Origin of the sequence: Stenotrophomonas sp. S39, assembly GCF_016624665.1 — a bacterium.
GTDB lineage: Bacteria > Pseudomonadota > Gammaproteobacteria > Xanthomonadales > Xanthomonadaceae > Stenotrophomonas.
The window spans coordinates 1-16,625 of the sequence record NZ_JACVTT010000098.1 but is presented as its reverse complement, the minus strand read 5'-3'; the positions used below and the strand labels follow the sequence as shown (position 1 = coordinate 16,625).

General features: G+C 69.1%; 15 protein-coding genes. 13 read left to right on the top strand and 2 right to left on the bottom strand.

Annotated elements, in window-relative coordinates:
• The first annotated feature begins 389 nt into the window (after positions 1-389).
• From IAE41_RS19050 to pcaC, 12 genes are all read left to right on the top strand, one after another.
• Positions 390-1,901 carry a NosD domain-containing protein gene (locus IAE41_RS19050; RefSeq protein ID WP_200734176.1) on the top strand — a complete coding sequence of 504 codons (1,512 nt, stop codon included), beginning with the start codon at positions 390-392 and terminating at the stop codon, positions 1,899-1,901.
• A 22-nt stretch (positions 1,902-1,923) separates the two neighbouring features.
• Positions 1,924-3,225, top strand: coding sequence for a carbohydrate porin (locus IAE41_RS19045; RefSeq protein ID WP_200734175.1), 1,302 nt, complete (start codon positions 1,924-1,926; stop codon positions 3,223-3,225).
• 35 nt (positions 3,226-3,260) lie between these two features.
• A complete protein-coding gene (gene aroD, locus IAE41_RS19040; protein ID WP_234458815.1) occupies positions 3,261-4,112 on the top strand; it encodes a type I 3-dehydroquinate dehydratase in 852 nt (283 codons plus the stop codon).
• A 53-nt stretch (positions 4,113-4,165) separates the two neighbouring features.
• Positions 4,166-5,485, top strand: a complete 1,320-nt coding sequence (locus tag IAE41_RS19035) for an MFS transporter (protein WP_200734173.1) — start codon at positions 4,166-4,168, stop codon at positions 5,483-5,485.
• Between the two features lie 171 nt (positions 5,486-5,656).
• A complete protein-coding gene (locus IAE41_RS19030; protein ID WP_200734172.1) occupies positions 5,657-6,337 on the top strand; it encodes a 3-oxoacid CoA-transferase subunit A in 681 nt (226 codons plus the stop codon).
• On the top strand, positions 6,334-6,981 hold the full coding sequence (locus IAE41_RS19025; RefSeq protein WP_200734171.1) for a 3-oxoacid CoA-transferase subunit B: 648 nt from the start codon (positions 6,334-6,336) through the stop codon (positions 6,979-6,981). Before IAE41_RS19030 ends, IAE41_RS19025 begins: the two co-directional genes overlap by 4 nt.
• 7 nt (positions 6,982-6,988) lie before the next feature.
• Entirely contained in the window at positions 6,989-8,197 is a 1,209-nt protein-coding gene (gene pcaF, locus IAE41_RS19020; protein ID WP_200734177.1) for a 3-oxoadipyl-CoA thiolase, read from the top strand.
• 69 nt (positions 8,198-8,266) lie between these two features.
• On the top strand, positions 8,267-8,977 hold the full coding sequence (pcaH, locus tag IAE41_RS19015; RefSeq protein WP_079221590.1) for a protocatechuate 3,4-dioxygenase subunit beta: 711 nt from the start codon (positions 8,267-8,269) through the stop codon (positions 8,975-8,977).
• A 4-nt stretch (positions 8,978-8,981) separates the two neighbouring features.
• Complete coding sequence (gene pcaG / locus IAE41_RS19010) at positions 8,982-9,545, top strand: protocatechuate 3,4-dioxygenase subunit alpha (RefSeq protein WP_200734170.1); 564 nt, start codon at positions 8,982-8,984, stop codon at positions 9,543-9,545.
• A 90-nt stretch (positions 9,546-9,635) separates the two neighbouring features.
• Positions 9,636-10,979, top strand: coding sequence for a 3-carboxy-cis,cis-muconate cycloisomerase (locus IAE41_RS19005; RefSeq protein ID WP_200734169.1), 1,344 nt, complete (start codon positions 9,636-9,638; stop codon positions 10,977-10,979).
• Positions 10,980-11,002: 23 nt separating this feature from the next.
• Positions 11,003-11,788: a 3-oxoadipate enol-lactonase gene (gene pcaD / locus IAE41_RS19000; RefSeq protein ID WP_200734168.1), complete on the top strand. Its 786-nt coding sequence runs from the start codon at positions 11,003-11,005 to the stop codon at positions 11,786-11,788.
• A gap of 22 nt (positions 11,789-11,810) precedes the next feature.
• Positions 11,811-12,197 (top strand): 4-carboxymuconolactone decarboxylase, encoded by a 387-nt coding sequence (pcaC, locus tag IAE41_RS18995; RefSeq protein WP_108768600.1) that lies wholly within the window; start codon positions 11,811-11,813, stop codon positions 12,195-12,197.
• 98 nt (positions 12,198-12,295) lie between these two features.
• Here the strand turns inward: pcaC and IAE41_RS18990 are convergent, their stop codons facing one another.
• Both IAE41_RS18990 and IAE41_RS18985 read right to left on the bottom strand, forming a co-directional pair.
• On the bottom strand, positions 12,296-13,150 hold the full coding sequence (locus IAE41_RS18990) for an IclR family transcriptional regulator C-terminal domain-containing protein (protein ID WP_079221595.1): 855 nt from the start codon (positions 13,148-13,150) through the stop codon (positions 12,296-12,298).
• Between the two features lie 101 nt (positions 13,151-13,251).
• Positions 13,252-15,675 (bottom strand): membrane-bound PQQ-dependent dehydrogenase, glucose/quinate/shikimate family, encoded by a 2,424-nt coding sequence (locus tag IAE41_RS18985; RefSeq protein WP_200734167.1) that lies wholly within the window; start codon positions 15,673-15,675, stop codon positions 13,252-13,254.
• 298 nt (positions 15,676-15,973) lie between these two features.
• Here IAE41_RS18985 and IAE41_RS18980 point away from each other — a divergent pair, with 298 nt between their 5' ends.
• On the top strand, positions 15,974-16,513 hold the full coding sequence (locus IAE41_RS18980) for an adenine phosphoribosyltransferase (protein WP_079221597.1): 540 nt from the start codon (positions 15,974-15,976) through the stop codon (positions 16,511-16,513).
• Positions 16,514-16,625: the final 112 nt, after the last annotated feature.

Genomic DNA, 16,625 nt, shown 5'->3' with positions numbered 1-16,625 from the left:
GCCGACCGTTGGTCGGCACGGGGTCGGATCTGACAGATGTGCCGACCAACGGTCGGCACCCACCAACAGCCCATTGCCCCGCCATCCCACGGAACGCGGCCTTTGACGTTGACGTTGACGTTGCCTTGGCTCGAAGCAGGTGCAGGGCGGCAGCCCTGCAAACAGCCCCACCTACAACGATGGTATTACCCATTCAGTGCGATATTCGCACGCGTAGTCGATTACCGCACTTGAATGGTGCAGTGCGATAAACCTAATTTCACTCCCACAGTTTCACAGCAGTCCAAGCGATCCACCCCTGGCGGGGCGAGGGCAGCAGCCGGTCCGGTGCTGAAGCCAGGTGCAGGGGAAGACCGCCGGATTTCCCTTCATCTGTGCGGAGTGACCGCATGCGCCGTCGTCTGTCCGTTGTTTCCATGTCCCTGCTTGCCGTGCTGCCGTCGCTGGCGCTGGCCTACCAGGCCGAACCGCCGCGCGAAGACCTGCAGGTCCTGCGCGTGGACCGCTACGCCGACGACGCCAATGCCGGCTCGCTGCGCTGGGCCATCACCACCGCCAACGCCGCACCGGGCCGCTATCGCATCGAGATCGACGCCGTCGGCACCGCACCCTACGTGATCAAGCCGGCCGCGCCGCTGCCGGAAATCAAGGGTCCGGTGCAGATCATCGGCACGCCGTGGGCGCGCGATGGGCAATACGTGGCCATCGATGGTTCGGCCTACGTCACCGGCACCGGTACCGATGCCTGCCCGGGCGCCGAGCCAGGCCAGTCCGGCACCAACGTGCGCACCACCACGCTGCCGGGCCTGGTCCTGCGCGATACCCAGGGCGTGGAACTGGCCGGCCTGGAGATCCGCAACTTCTGCATCGGCGTGCTGGTCAACCGCGCCAGCCACAACGAGATCCATGACAACCGCATCGTCGCCAACAAGGGCGGTGCCGGCATCATGCTCACCGGCGACGACGGCAAGGGCCAGTCCACCGCCACCACCACCGTGCACAACCGCATCGTGCGCAATGCGTTCCTCGACAACGGCGACGGCCTGGAGCTGACCCGCGGCGCGGCCTGGAACCTGGTGGCCGACAACCTGTTCCAGTCCACCCGGGCCAACCCGGAACCGTCGCAGGGCATCGAAATCCTGTGGGGCAACGACAACAGCGTGGTCCACAACCGCTTCGTCGATTACTCCGATGGCCTGCAGATCAACTGGGGCAACCGCAACTACATCGCCGCCAACACTTTCACTGGCAACTCGCTGGGCCTGAGCATCACCGGCAGCGGCAACGTGGTCGACGGCAACACCATCACCGGCAATGGCATCGGCATCGGCGTGCGCCCGCAGCCGGTCAGTGCGCCGAACCGCTTCACCGCCAACCGCATCTACGGCAACGGCCTGCCGATCGAGCGCTGTGAAGCCGGCGGCGCCTGCGTGAAGGGCCAGCCGCGCGGCGCCATCGTGTTCGGCGTGCCGGGCCTGGAACACGCCAGCTTCGTCGGCTCGCGGGGCCGTGGCGTCGACAACGATCCGTCCAAGCGCGCACGCATCTGCACCGCTGCCGGCCAGGCCGACTGCCAGCCGCTGCCGAACCTGGGCCAGGCAGCGCCGCAGCTGACCGCCGTGCAGGGCAAGGGCGCGCAGCGCCAGCTGACCGGCCGTTTCCAGGGCGTGCCCGACAGCCGCTACCAGGTGGAAGTGTTCGGCAACCGCGCAGCCAGCGGCAGCGAGGCCGAGCTGGTGCTGGGCAGCGTCGAGGCCCGTACGGATGCGCAGGGGCAGGGCAGCTTCACCTTCGCGCTCGGTGCCGGGGCAGATGCTGCCGCTGCCGGCAGCCTGACCGCCACCGTCACCTCGGCGCAGGGCGCCACCTCCCCCCTGAGCGCGCCGTTGTCGCTGCGCTGATCACCTCCACGAGACCGCGACCATGAATCCTGCGAAATCCCCTTCACTGGGCCTGTCCCTGGGCATCCTCGCCACTGCGCTGCTGCCGGCCCTGGCCAGCGCGCAGTCCAGCAACCGCTACGACGGCAAGACCCTCACAGGCGACTGGGGCGGTACCCGCACCGACCTGTACGAGCGCGGCATCGCGTTCCGCGGTGACTACGTGGGCGAAGCGATGGGCGTGGTGGACGGTGGCTACGGCGAAACCGGTGCGCGCTACGCGCAGCAGGTGCGCGTGGGCATGGATCTGGACATGGGCAAGCTGGCTGGTTGGGACGGCGGTGCGTTCCACTTCACCCTCAACGACCGTCGCGGCCGCAGCACCTCGGTGGACTTCGTCGGCAACCGCTTCCCGATCCAGGAAGCGTACGGCGGGCAGTACACGCGGCTGACCGAACTGAGCTACGACCAGACCTTCAACGCGGGCCAGTCGTATTACAAGCTGGGCTACTACGCGATGGGCAACCAGTTCGGCCTGCACAGCCTGCTGACGCACTTCGTCAACGCGGCCTTCTGCGCGCACCCGCTGGCGATGTCCGGCAACAGCGGCTGGTACAACTACCCGATGGCACGCTGGGGCGGCGAGTTCGCGCAGCAGATCAGCCCGGCGGTGAACGTGCGCACCGGCTGGTTCCAGGTCAATCCAAACCTCGGCGGCAACATCGAGCGCAATGCGTTCCGCCCGTTCGTCTCGGGCACCACCGGTTCGCTGTTCCCGGTGGAAGTGACCTGGACCCCGGCCAAGGGCAGCCGCTACGCCGGCGTCTACAAATTCGGCGGTTACTACGACACCTCGCGCGTGGACAAGCGCGGCCTGGATACCTCGCCGACCACCGGCCGCCACGGCGCCTACGTGCTGGCCGAGCAGCGCCTGACCCAGGAGTCGGCCGACCCGAGCCGCGGCCTGACCGCGTTCGCGCAGTACATGGTGTCCGACACCGATACCGCGCAGATCAAGCGCTGGTATGCGCTGGGCGGCGTCTACCAGGGCATCGGCTCGCGCGCGCAGGACAGCATCGCGCTGGGCTACGTCGGCGCCGACATCAACGACCGCCTGGTCGATGCGCGCCGGGCCACGCTGATGGCAGGGGGCGTACCCACCGATTCGCCGCTGTACAACCTCAGCCAGGCCGAGGAGCTGTTCGAACTGTCCTACAGCTTCCAGGTGAACCCGTGGCTGATGATCCGCCCGGACGTGCAGTACATCATCAACCCCGGCACCTTCAATTACAGCGGTACCGACAACGCCTGGGCCGTCGGTGTCCAGGCCAAGGTGACCTTCTGATGGCCGCGCGCTCCCTCCACGCTCTGGTGACTGCCATGAAACTCCCGTTCGCGTCCGTTGTCCTCGCCGGTGCGCTCAGCGCCTCCCCCCTGCTGGCCCTGGCCGCACCGCCGCCGGCGGTGCTGCAGGTCGGCCAGCTGCGCATCGGCGAGGGCAGCCCCCGCACCATCGTGCCGATCACCGGTGCCACCGCTGACGTTGCCCTCCAGCAAGCCGCTGCAATCGCGGCCAGCAAGGCCACCGACATCGCAGAATGGCGCATCGACTACCTGGACATCGCCACCGACGGCAAGGCGCTGGTCGCGCTGGGCAAGCGCATCCAGGCGACGCTGGGCGGCAAGCCGGTCATCGTCACCTTCCGCACCAAGGCCGAAGGCGGCGCCAAGCCGATCAGCGATGCCGACTACGGCGCGCTCTACGCCACGCTGCTGCGCGGCGGCGTCGCCCAACTGATCGACGTGGAGATGTTCCGCGACCCGAAGGTGGTGCAGGCGCTGGTAGCGCAGGCGCACAAGGCCGGGGTGAAGGTGGTGATGTCCAACCATGACTTCCACGCCACGCCGCCGCGCGAAGAGATCGTCGCGCGCCTGCTGAAGCAGCAGGAACTGGGCGCGGACGTGCTGAAGATCGCCGTGATGCCGCGCGATGCCGGTGATGTGCTGGCCCTGCTCGATGCCACCTGGCAGGTCCGCCAGCAGAGCGACAAGCCGCTGCTGACGATGTCGATGGGCGGCACCGGCGTGGTGTCCCGGCTCGCGGGCGAAACCTTCGGCCAGGCCCTGACCTTCGGCATGATCGGCACCCCGTCGGCGCCAGGACAGGTCGAGGTCGATCGCCTGCAGGACGTCCTGCAGGTCATCCATGCATCCAGCCAGGCCGGTCGCTGAGACCTTCCCCGCCGGACGTTCCATCGCATCACGCTGTTGCAGGAAACCGCACCATGAGCCACGCCTCCGCCGCCGCACCCTCGCTTGTCCTGGAACGGATGAGCCCCTTCCAGTGGACCGCCATCGCCATCTGCGTGCTGTTGAACATGCTCGACGGCTTCGATGTGATGGTCATGGCCTTCACCGCACCGCACGTATCGGCGGACTGGGAACTGTCGGGCAAGGTGCTGGGGCTGATGCTCAGTGCCGGCCTGGTCGGCATGGCGCTGGGTTCGTTCCTGCTGGCGCCGCTGGCGGATCGCTGGGGCCGGCGGCCGATGATCGTCTGCTGCCTGCTGATCCTGACCAGCGGCATGGCGCTGTCGGCGCTGGCTGCCAACGCCTGGCAGCTGGGCGCGCTGCGCGTGTATACCGGCATCGGCATCGGCGGCATGCTGGCCGGTGTCGGCGTGATCACCGCCGAGTACGCCAACGCCAAGTGGCGCAGCACGGCGGTCGCGCTGCAGGCCACCGGCTATCCCATCGGCGCCACCGCCGGCGGCCTGCTGGCGGCGTGGATGCTGGAGCACTGGTCCTGGCACAGCGTGTTCCTGATCGGCGCGGGTGCCTCGCTGCTGTGCATTCCGCTGGTGCTGAAGTGGCTGCCGGAATCGCTGGATTTCCTGGTCGCACGTCGCCCGGCCAACGCGCTGCCGCGGCTTAACGCACTGCTCTCGCGCATGCGCATGCCGGAACTGCAGGCGCTGCCGCCGGCACCGGTGCGTGATGGCCAGCGCCAGGGCTATGCGGCGTTGTTCGTGGGCGACCTGCGCCGCGTCGCGCTGCTGATCGCGCTGGCCTTCTTCCTGCACATGTTCGCCTTCTACTTCGTGCTGAGCTGGACGCCGAAGCTGCTGGTCTCGGCCGGAGTGTCGGCGCAGCAGGGCATCACCGGTGGCGTGCTGCTGAACCTGGGCGGCATCGTCGGCGGCAGCCTGTTCGGCTGGTTGGCCTCGCGCTGGTCGCTGTCGAAGCTGACCGCCGGTGCGTTGCTGCTGGCGATGGTCTCGATGCTGGGCTTTGCCGCCTTCAATACGCAGCTGGGCGTGGCGTTCCCGTTGGCCTTCGTGATCGGCGCGGCATTGTTCGCGGCGATGGCCGGCCTATATGCGGCTGCGCCGGTGGTGTTTGCCGCCGAAGTGCGTACGACCGGCCTGGGCTGGGCCATCGGCATTGGCCGCGTCGGCGCGATCCTCTCGCCGCTCACCGTGGGTGTGCTGGTGGACGGCCACTGGCAGCCCTCGGCGCTGTACGTGCTGTGCGCACTGCCGCTGCTGCTGGCGGCCTGGGCATGCCTGGGCCTGCGCGTCGGCGTGGGCCAGAACCGGCGTTGAACCGATGTCCGGAGCCTGTCACTCAATGTGCGATTATCGAATCAACTGGCCGAATATCGCATTGACCGGGCGATGTGCCGTGGCGACCATGTCCGGGTCGCGTTTTCCCTTCGCAGTGGCCCTGCAGCGTGGCGGCGGTGACCGCCGGCAGGCAGGGCAAGGAGCAATGCAGTGATCGACAAGACAGTGGCCAGCGTGGAAGCAGCGGTGGCCGATATCCATGATGGCGCCACCGTGATGATCGGCGGCTTTGGTACCGCCGGCATGCCTGACGAGCTGATCGACGCGCTCATCGCACAGGGCGCGCGCGAACTGACCATCATCAACAACAACGCCGGCAACGGCGATACCGGCCTGGCTGCGCTGATCAAGCACAAGCGCGTGCGCCGCATCGTCTGCTCCTTCCCGCGCCAGGCCGATTCGCAGCACTTTGATGCTGCCTACCGCGCTGGCGAGATCGAACTGGAGCTGGTGCCACAGGGCAACCTGGCCGCGCGCATCCACGCGGCCGGATCCGGCCTGGGCGCGATCTTCACCCCGACCGGCTACGGCACCGAGCTGGCCAAGGGCAAGGAATCGCGCGAGATCGACGGCCGCCACTACGTGCTCGAGTATCCGCTGCATGCCGACTTCGCGCTGATCAAGGCCGACCGCGGCGACCGCTGGGGCAACCTGGTGTATCGCAAGACCGCGCGCAACTTCGGCCCGCTGATGGCGATGGCCGCGCGCTGCGCCATCGTGCAGGTACGTGAGGTGGTGGCGCTGGGCGAACTGGACCCGGAGGCCGTGGTGACCCCGGGCATCTTCGTACAACGCGTAGTGCCGGTGGCCGCTGAAGGAGTGCAGGCATGAACAAGCTCAGCCGCGAACAGATGGCCGCGCGCGTGGCGCGCGACATTCCCGAAGGGGCCTACGTCAACCTGGGCATCGGCCTGCCGACCACGGTGGCCAACTTCCTGCCGGCCGACAAGGAGATCTTCCTGCAGTCGGAAAACGGCCTGCTGGGCATGGGCCCGGCGCCGGCCCCAGGCCAGGAAGATCCGGACCTGATCAACGCCGGCAAGCAGCCGGTCACGCTGCTGACCGGTGGCTGCTATTTCCACCATGCCGATTCGTTCGCGATGATGCGTGGCGGCCACCTGGACATCTGCGTGCTCGGCGCCTTCCAGGTGTCGGCGCACGGCGATCTGGCCAACTGGAGCACGGGCGCTGCCGACGCGATCCCCGCCGTGGGCGGTGCGATGGACCTGGCCATCGGTGCCAAGCAGGTCTTCGTGATGATGGACCTGTTCACCAAGAAGGGCGAAAGCAAGCTGGTGGCCGAGTGCAGCTACCCGCTCACCGGACTGCGCTGCGTGTCGCGCGTGTATACCGATGTGGCGGTGTTCGACCTCGACGCCGACGGTGCGACCGTGCTGGAAATGGTCGAGGGAATGGACATCGAACAACTGCGTGAACTGACCGGCCTGCCGCTGGCACTGGCCGAGGGAGCCTGAGATGAGCCTGCACGAGACCTACATCGTCGATGGCATCCGCACCCCGATCGGCCGCTACGGCGGCGCGCTGTCCGGCGTGCGCGCCGATGACCTCGGCGCGATCCCGCTGAAGGCGCTGCTGGCGCGCCACCCGCAGCTGGACCCGGCGCGGGTCGAGGATGTCTACCTGGGCTGTGCCAACCAGGCCGGTGAGGACAACCGCAACGTCGCCCGCATGAGCCTGCTGCTGGCCGGCCTGCCGGTGACGGTGCCGGGCAGCACGATCAACCGCCTGTGTGGTTCGGGCCTGGATGCGATCGGCACCGTGGCCCGCGGCATTGCGGCGGGCGAGCTGGGCCTGGCCATCGCCGGCGGCGTCGAATCGATGTCGCGTGCGCCGTTCGTGATGGGCAAGGCGACCTCGCCATTCGCCCGCGACCAGCAGATCGAAGACACCACCATGGGCTGGCGCTTCATCAACGCGCGCCTGCGTGAACTGCACGGCGTGGAGACGATGGGGCAGACCGCCGAGAACGTGGCCGAGCGCTACGGCATCAGCCGCGAGGACCAGGATGCGTTCGCCCTGCGCAGCCAGCAGCGCACGGCTGCTGCGCAGGCGCGTGGTTTCTTCGACGGCGAAATCGTCGCGGTGGACGTGCCGGGCCGCAAGCGCGGCGAGACCGTGACCGTCGACCGCGATGAACACCCGCGCGGCGATACCACCGCCGAGGCGCTGGCCAGGCTGAAGCCGCTGTTCCGCCAGCCGGGCACGGTCACCGCCGGCAATGCCTCGGGCATCAACGATGGTGCCGCCGCGCTGCTGCTCGCGTCGGGCGCGCAGGTGAAGGCGCTGGGGCTGACCCCGCGCGCGCGCATCCTCGGCTTCGCCAGCGCCGGTGTCGAGCCGGCGATCATGGGCATGGGCCCGGTGCCGGCCAGCCAGAAGCTGATGGCACGGCTGCGCCTGTCGATCACCGATTTCGATGCCATCGAACTGAACGAAGCCTTCGCCTCGCAGGGCCTGGCCTGCATGCGCCAGCTCGGCCTGGCCGACGACGCCGCGCACGTGAACCCCAACGGCGGCGCCATCGCCCTGGGTCACCCGCTGGGCATGAGCGGCGCGCGCCTGGCGCTGACCCTGCTGCGCCAGCTGGAAGCCAGCGGCGGCCGCCGCGGCCTGGCGACGATGTGCATCGGCGTGGGACAGGGCGTGGCGCTGGCCATCGAACGCGTGTAAGCCTTCCCCCGTATCCATGATCTGCAAGACAGCCGCGGCCCCCGGGCCGCTCGCCAACAGGAGTACGCCATGAGCGATCCCACCGAACTGCGCGGCTACCGCAAGCCGTACCCCGGCAGCCAGCCGCCGCGCATCCACCTGCCGTATGCCTCCACCGCGCTGCGTGGCCCGGGTACCGACCCGATCGCCATCCCGGTGACGCTCTCGGAAGTGACCGGCCCGAGCATCAACCGCATCACCTTGGGTGAGCATGCCGCTGACCTGACGGCCGGCTTCCCCGGCCAGCCGCAGGGCGAGCGCATCATCGTCAGCGGCCGCGTGCTGGACGAGAACGGCCGCCCGGTGCGCAACACCGTAGTCGAGGTCTGGCAGTGCAACGCCGCCGGCCGTTACCTGCACAAAGGCGACCAGCACGACGCACCGCTGGACCCCAACTTCAAGGGCACCGGCCAGGTGCTGACCGACAGCGAAGGCCGCTACCGCTTCACCACCATCAAGCCCGGCGCGTACCCCTGGCGCAACCACTACAACGCCTGGCGCCCGGCGCACATCCATTTCTCGCTGCATGGCGATGGCATCGGCCAGCGCCTGGTCACGCAGATGTACTTCCCCAACGACCCGCTGCTGGCGTTCGATCCCATCTACAACTGCGTGGATGACGCCAAGGCGCGCGAGCGCATGGTGTCCTCGTTCGACTGGGAAAACACCGCCAACGAATTCGCGCTCGGCTACCGCTTCGACATCGTGCTGCGCGGTCGCAAGATGACCGTCTGGGAGTAAGACCATGAGTTTCCAATCCACTCCGTGGCAGACCGTAGGCCCGTACTACCGCTTGGGCCTGGAACCGCTGTACCGCACCGAAATCGCCCCGGCCACCGCGCAGGGTGAACGCGTGGAGGTGCAGGGCCAGGTGTTCGATGGCAACGGCGTACCGGTATCCGATGCTGTGCTGGAAATCTGGCAGGCCGACGCGCAGGGCATCTACGCCCATGGCGAAGACCCGCGTCGCGGCGACCACGACCCGGCCTTCGACGGCTGGGGCCGCGTGCCCACCGATGACCAGGGCCGCTTCGCCTTCACCACCGTCAAGCCGGGCCGCGTGCCGGGCCTGCGTGGCGAGCCGCAGGCACCGCACCTGGTGGTGCTGGTGTTCATGCGCGGTCTGCTGCAGGCCACCCGTGGCCGCATCTACTTCAGTGACGAGCCCAGCAACGGCGAGGACGGCATCCTCGCGCTGGTACCGGCCGAACGCCGCCACACCCTGGTCGCGCAGGCGCAGGGCAAGGGCCTGTACCACTGGGACGTGCGCATGCAGGGCCCGGATGAAACGGTGTTCTTCGCCTACTGACGCCGGCGCGCCCGACGCGCCTTCCGGCCACTCCACGCCCGCGTGCAGCGCGCGCGGGTAAGCTGTGGCCACCCAGGATGGACTGCACCGATGAGCCACTCCCCAACGCTGCTGGGCGGTCTGTTCGGCGACCCCACCGTCGACGCCGTGTTCAGTGATGAAGCACGCCTGCAGGCGATGCTGGATGTCGAACGCGCCCTGGCGCGCGCGCAGGTGCAGTGCGGGGTGATACCCGCCGCTGCGCTGGCGCCGATCGAAGCGGCCTGCAGCGCCGCCCTGTACGCCGTACCCGCGCTGTCGGCCGCTACGGCACTTGCCGGCAACCCGGCCATTCCGCTGGTCAAGGCGCTTACTGCGCAGGTCAAGGCGAACGATGCCGACGCCGCGCGCTGGGTGCACTGGGGCGCCACCAGCCAGGACATCATCGATACGGGCGCGGTGCTGCAGCTGCGCGCGGCGGTCAGCCACGTGCGGGCGCGCCTGCAGGTGCTGTGCACGGCGCTGGCGCGGCTGGCCGAGGCCGAGCGCGGCACCGGCCTGCCGGGGCGCACGCTGCTGCAGCAGGCGGTGCCGGTGACCTTCGGGTTGAAGGCGGCCGGTTGGCTGGATGCCCTGCAGCGCAGCCAGCGGCGCCTTGATGCGCTGGCCGACGACACCCTGGTGCTGCAGTTCGGCGGTGCCGCCGGTACGCTGGCCTCGCTGCAGACGCGCGGGCTGGACGTGGCCGAAGCCCTCGCAGCCGGGCTGCAGTTGCCGCTGCCGGCGCTGCCCTGGCACACCGCGCGTGACCGCATCGCCGAGTTCGGCAGCGTGTTCGCGCTGCTGACCGGCAGCCTCGGCAAGATCGCCACCGACATCGTGCTGCTGATGCAGTCGGAAGTTGCTGAAGCCTTCGAGCCGGCGGGCGAGGGCAAGGGTGGTTCCTCGGCGATGCCGCACAAGCGCAACCCGGTCGGCTGCGTGGCGGCCATTGCCGCGGCAACGCGCGTGCCGGGCCTGCTGTCCACGTTGTTCAGCGCCCTGCCGCAGCCGCACGAGCGTGCGGCCGGGCAATGGCACGCCGAGTGGGACACCGTGCCGGAGATCGTGCGCCTCTGCGCCGGCAGCCTGGCCCAGGTGAGCGTGGTGGTGCAGGGCCTGCAGCTGGACCGCGGGCGCATGCGCCAGCACCTGGACAGCCATGGTGGCCTGCTTTATGCCGAAGCCGTGGCGGTCACCCTGGGCGAGCGCATCGGCAAGCCGGCCGCGCACGCGCTGGTGGAACACGCCGCCAAGCAGGCGCTGGCGCAGTCGCTGCATCTGCGCGAGGTGCTGGCGCAGACGCCGGAGGTCACCGCGCAGCTGTCGCCCGTACAACTCGATGCCCTGTTCGCCGCCGACAGCTGGCGCGGCATGGCCGATACCTGGATCGACCGCGTGCTCGCGCGCGGCTGATCCCCACATTCGCTGGAGCACGCATGCCCTTCCTCGACCTTCCGCAGCATCGCCTGCATTACCAGACCGAGGGTCGCGCCGATGGCCCGTGGCTGACCTTCTGCAACTCGCTCGGTACCGACCTGGGCATGTGGCAGCCGCAGGTGGATGCGCTGGCCACGCAGTACCGCATCCTGCGCTATGACCGCCGCGGCCATGGCCAGTCCAGTGCGCCCCCGGGGCTGTACACCGTGGCCGAGCTGGGCGCCGACGTGCTGGCGCTGTGGGATCACCTTGGCATCGAGCGCAGCCATTTCTGCGGGCTGTCGATCGGTGGCCTGACCGGGCAGTGGCTGGGCGTGCATGCAGGCAACCGCCTGCGCACGCTCACCGTGGCTGCCACTGCAGCAAAGATCGGCACGCTGGACGGCTGGCAGGCGCGCATCGCCCAGGTCCAGCACGATGGCCTGCTGCCGCTGGTGGACGGCACCCGCGAGCGCTGGTTCACCGCCGGCTTCGCACAGACCCATGCCAGCCAGGTGGAGGACATCCTGCAGCGCTTCCTCGCCACCAGCGTGGCCGGCTATGCAGGCTGCTGCAACGCCGTGGGCATGGCCGATTTCCGTGATGTGCTGGGTCGCATCGGCGTGCCGTTGCTGGCCATTGCCGGTGACGACGATCCGGTCTGCGTGCCGGCCGAGTTGCAGGCGATCGCCGAGGGCGTGGCGCAGGGGCGCTATGTCGCCGTTGCGGGCCGCCACATCTGCAATCTGGAATCGCCGCAGGCGTTCACTGCCGCGCTGGCCGCGCACCTTTCCGCGCCGCACTGAATCACTCAACAGGGTTACGACGATGGACGAACAGGAACGCTACGAAGCCGGCCTTGCGGTGCGCCGCCAGGTGCTGGGCGAGGCGCACGTCGACCGCTCGCTGCAGGCGCGCACCGAGTTCACGACTGAATTCCAGGATTTCATCACCCGCACGGCGTGGGGCACGGTGTGGACGCGCGAGGGACTGCCGCGGCATACGCGCTCGCTGCTGACCATCGTGATGATGGTGGCACTGGGCCATGATGAAGAGTTCAAGCTGCACATCCGCGCCGCCCGCAACAACGGCGTAACGCCGGAGGAGATCAAGGAGGTGCTGCTGCAGGCCGCGATCTATTGTGGCGTGCCGGCGGCCAACCACGCGTTCGCGCTGGCCAAGCCGATTCTGGAAGAGCAGGCGTCCGAGCGCTGATACGGAATCCGCCCGGGGGGGGGGCCCCGCGCCCCCCCCGCCCCCCCCCCCCCCCCGCCCGCGGGGGGCCCCCCCCCCCCCCCCCCCGCGGCTGTGCCTCAATTCAACAACGTGCCCAGCCGTTGCGCTGCTTCGCGCAGTCGCGGCAGCAGCTGGGTCTGCATCACGCCCAGGCCGATGCGGCCCGCCTGGGTGCCGATGTTCAGCGCGGCCACCACATCGCCGCTGCGCGAACGCACCGGCACGGCGATCGAGCGCAGGCCGATCTCCAGCTCCTGGTCGACCAGCGAGACGCCTTCACGACGCACTTTTTCCAGCAGGTCGAGGAAGTCATCCATGCGGGTGACGGTGCGGTCGGTGCGTGGCCGCAGTGGGTTGCGTTCCAGGTAGCCTTCCAGCGTGTCGCGCGGCAGGGCGGCCAGCAGCACGCGGCCCATCGACGTGCAGTAGGCCGGCAGGCGGCTGCCCGCACGCAGGCCGATCGACATGATGCGAACGGTTTCCGCGCGTGCCACGTACAGGATGTCATCGCCATCAAGCACGCCCAGCGAGCAGGATTCGTGCACGTCATCGCGCAGGGCATCCAGCACGGGCTGTGCGGCCGCGGTCATCGACGACGAGGCGACGTAGGCGCCGCCCATGCCCAGCACGCGCGGCAGCAGCACGAAACCGCGGCCCTGCTCGCCCACGTAGCCCAGCTTTTCCAGCGTGTACAGCACCCGGCGCACGGCTGCGCGCGAGATGCCGGTATCGGTGCTGATCTGCGACATCGTCACTTCGCGCGGGTGCTGCGAGAACACGCTCAGCACGGCCAGGCCGCGGCCGAGCGAGGTCATGAAATCCGGATCGCCCTGGTTGTCCTGGATCTGCTGCATCAGCTCATGGGCCAGGCCGCGGTCCTGCGGTGGCGCAGGCGGGCGCTTGGGGCGACGGCTGGGAGGAACGGCAGGCATGGCAGCAGCTTTCATCAGGTTCGACCTTGCATGGTAAGCGCTGGAACCGGTAACCGGTACCCACGCGGCGCAGCCTGGCAGGCTGCACCGCGTGGCACGGCTCACTTGCGCTCTGGCAGCGCGTAGGCGATCACGTAGTCGCCACGGTCCGGCGACTGGCGTGCGCCACCGGCGGAAATCACCACGTACTGGCGTCCGGTCTTCGGCGAAACGTAGGTCATCGGCGTGCCCTGGCTGCCGACCGGCATGCGTGCCTTCCACACTTCCTCGCCGGTGCGGCTGTCATAGGCGCGCAGGTAGTAATCCTGCGTACCGGCGAAGAACAGCAGGCCTGACTGCGTAGCCAGCGAACCACCCAGCGTCGGCATGCCGATCGGAATCGGCAGGCCCATCTTGATGCCCATCGGCCCGGTGTCCTTCACCGTGCCCACCGGCACCTGCCAGACCAGCTGGCGGGTGGCCAGGTTGATCGCCGACATCGTGCCGAACGGGGGCTTCTGGCAGGGGATGCCCAGCTTGGACAGGAAGCGGTCGCGCAGCGAGCCGTACGGCGTGCCGGTCTGCGAAGCTGCACCCATTTCCACGCCACCGTCGCCGCTGGTCATCTGCGCGCGCGGGATGAGCTTGGTCCACAGGCCCAGGCGCATGTCGTTGACGAACAGATAGCCGGTGGTCGGGTCGATCGAGGCGCTGCCCCAGTTCATGCCGCCCAGCGAACCCGGCCATTGCAGCGCCAGATCCTCGCCCGGCGGCGTGTACATGCCGTCGTAGCGGAACTGCTTGAACTGGATGCGGCACAGCATCTGGTCGATCGGGGTGGCGCCCCACATGTCCGATTCGGTCAGCGTCTGTGCACCGATCTGCGGCAGGCCTACCGACAGCGGCTGGGTCGCGGCATAGCGCTCGCCCTGTGCATTGCCCTGCGGCGCGGGGATGTTGCGCACCTCGCTGATCGGCACGCCGGTCTGGCGGTTGAGCATGAAGATCTGCCCGGCCTTGGTGATCTGCAGCAGGGCCGGCAGCGTGCCGCCCTTGCCGTCGGGCACGTCGGTCAGGGTCGGCTGTGCGGGCAGGTCGTAGTCCCACAGATCGTGGTGCACGGTCTGGTAGACCCAGCGTTCCTTGCCGGTGGCAACATCCAGCGCGACCACGGCCGAGCTGTACTTGTCATCCTGCGGGGTCCGCTCGCCGGCCCACTGGTCCGGGGTGGTGTTGCCGGTGGGCAGGTAGACCAGGCCCAGCTGCGGGTCGTAGGCCATCGAGGTCCACACGTTCGGGGTGGCACGGGTGTAGTGGATCGACGGATCCAGCGGCACGTCCGGGGTTTCCTTGGACAGATCCCAGACCCAGGCCAGCGCACCGGTACGCACGTTGTAGGCGCGCACCACGCCGGATGGTTCACCCACTTCGATGTTGTCGGCCACGCGGCCGCCAACCACGATCAGCTCGCCCGCCACCAGCGGCGCGGCGGTGAGCGTATAGAAGCCGGGCTTGATCTCGCCCATGCCGGTCTTCAGGTCGACCACGCCGTTGCTGCCGAAGTCCGGGCACCGCGCGCCGGTCTTGGCATCCAGCGCGAACAGGCGCGCATCGATGGAGGTCATCAGGATGCGCTGCTCGCACAGCGCCGGGGTGGCGCTGGCGGTCTCGCTGGCCGGCTGCGGCGCGGGCGCCGGCGCAGCTGTCGTTGCCGCTGCCGGTGCGGTGGTCGCATCGAAGTAGCCGAGGCCACGGCAACGTTGCCAGTTCGGCGCGGTCGCCTTGGGGTCGAAGGCCCAGCGCTGCTTGCCGGAGTCGGCATCGACGGCGATCACCTGGTTGTGCGGCGTGCACAGGTACAGGGTGTCGCCGATCTGCAGCGGGGTGTTCTGGTCCTCGGCACCGAAGCCGTTGCTTTCCGGCACGTCGCCGGTGTGCGCGGTCCAGGCAACCTGCAGTTCCTTCACGTTGGCCGGGGTGATCTGGTCCAGCGCGGCGAAGCGGGTGCCGGCGGTGGTGTTGCCCCAGTGCATCCAGTCGCGCTGTTCAGCGCCCTTGGCCACCGGCACCACCGGCGGCGTGGTGCCCTGCGCGGTCTGTACCGGGCGCGGCTGGAACGCAGACACCGCCGTGCCCAGCAGGCCAACCAGCAGCACTGCAGCCACGCCATAGGCGCCGCGACCGGCAGCCTGGCCGCGGCTGCGGCGCAGCACCGGCCAGGCCAGGGCAACCAGCAGGGCCAGCACGGCCGGCATCACCAGGCGCGAGACCAGCGGCCAGAACTCCCAGCCCGCATCCACCAGCGCCCAGGCCAGCGTGGCCACGAAGGCCAGGCCGTACAGCAGCGCGCCATTCGGCCGGCGCATCGCCAGCAGGACGCCAGCCACGGCCGACACCGCACCCATCAGCAGGAAATACCAACTGCCCCCCAGCTGTACCAGGCGAACACCGCCGACCAGCAGAGCCAGGCCGAACAGGGTCACCAGGATGCCGAGCAGGACCACCAGCACACGGCACAGGGCCGGAACTTTCGTCGTCTCGTCCACGTTGCATGAACCTCATTGCGAAGAGCCCGCGCGGAGGCGGGCAAAGCCCCGCGCGCGCCAGGCGTGGCGGGGGCCGTCGGCATCCCGGGCGGCTGCGGGCCATGGCGGCGGGCAGGCGTCGGCCTGCTTATGACGCAGGCTGGGTGAATGACCGGTTAGGGCGATTATCGCACGTATGTGCGATTTTGGCGTGACGCCAGGCCGCCACGGGTGGAACGCAGCGGCGCGGTGGTGCCGGGAACGGGCAGGGTAGGGGCGAACCGGTTACCCTATGCCGCCATACAAGCTGGTAGCTGCAATGACCGACGCCACCGTGGCCGTCCCCGCCTGGGCTTCGCGCCTGCGCGATATCGCCGATTTCCCGAAGCCCGGCATCCTGTTCAAGGACATCATGCCGCTGCTGGCCCACGGCGAAGACTTCCGCGGCGCGATCTCGGCCATGGCCGACCGTTGGCGCGGGCAGCAGCTGGATGCCATCGTCGGCATCGAATCGCGCGGGTTCATCCTGGGCGCCGCCATGGCGCTGGAACTGGGCGTGGGCTTCGTGCCGGTGCGCAAGCCGGGCAAGCTGCCGGGCAAGGTGCTGCGCGAGGAATACACGCTGGAGTACCGCAGCGACTGCATCGAAGTGCATGCAGACGCGCTGCCGGCCGGTGCGCGCGTGGCCATCATCGATGACGTGCTGGCCACCGGCGGCACCCTGGGCGCCGCGCTGTCGCTGGTGCGCCGCCTGGGCGTTGAAGTGGTGGGTGCCGGCGTGCTGGTCGAGCTGGACGGCCTGGGTGGCCGCGCCCGCTGGGAAGCCGGCCTGCCGCTGCACACCGAACTGGTGTTCTGATGGCGTCGCCGGGCATGGCCCGGCGCTAGACACGGCATGCAGGTAGCGCCGGGCCATGCCGGGCGAGCGCGCAGCGCGGCCGACCGCCGGGCCCACCGTGCATGGCCCGGCG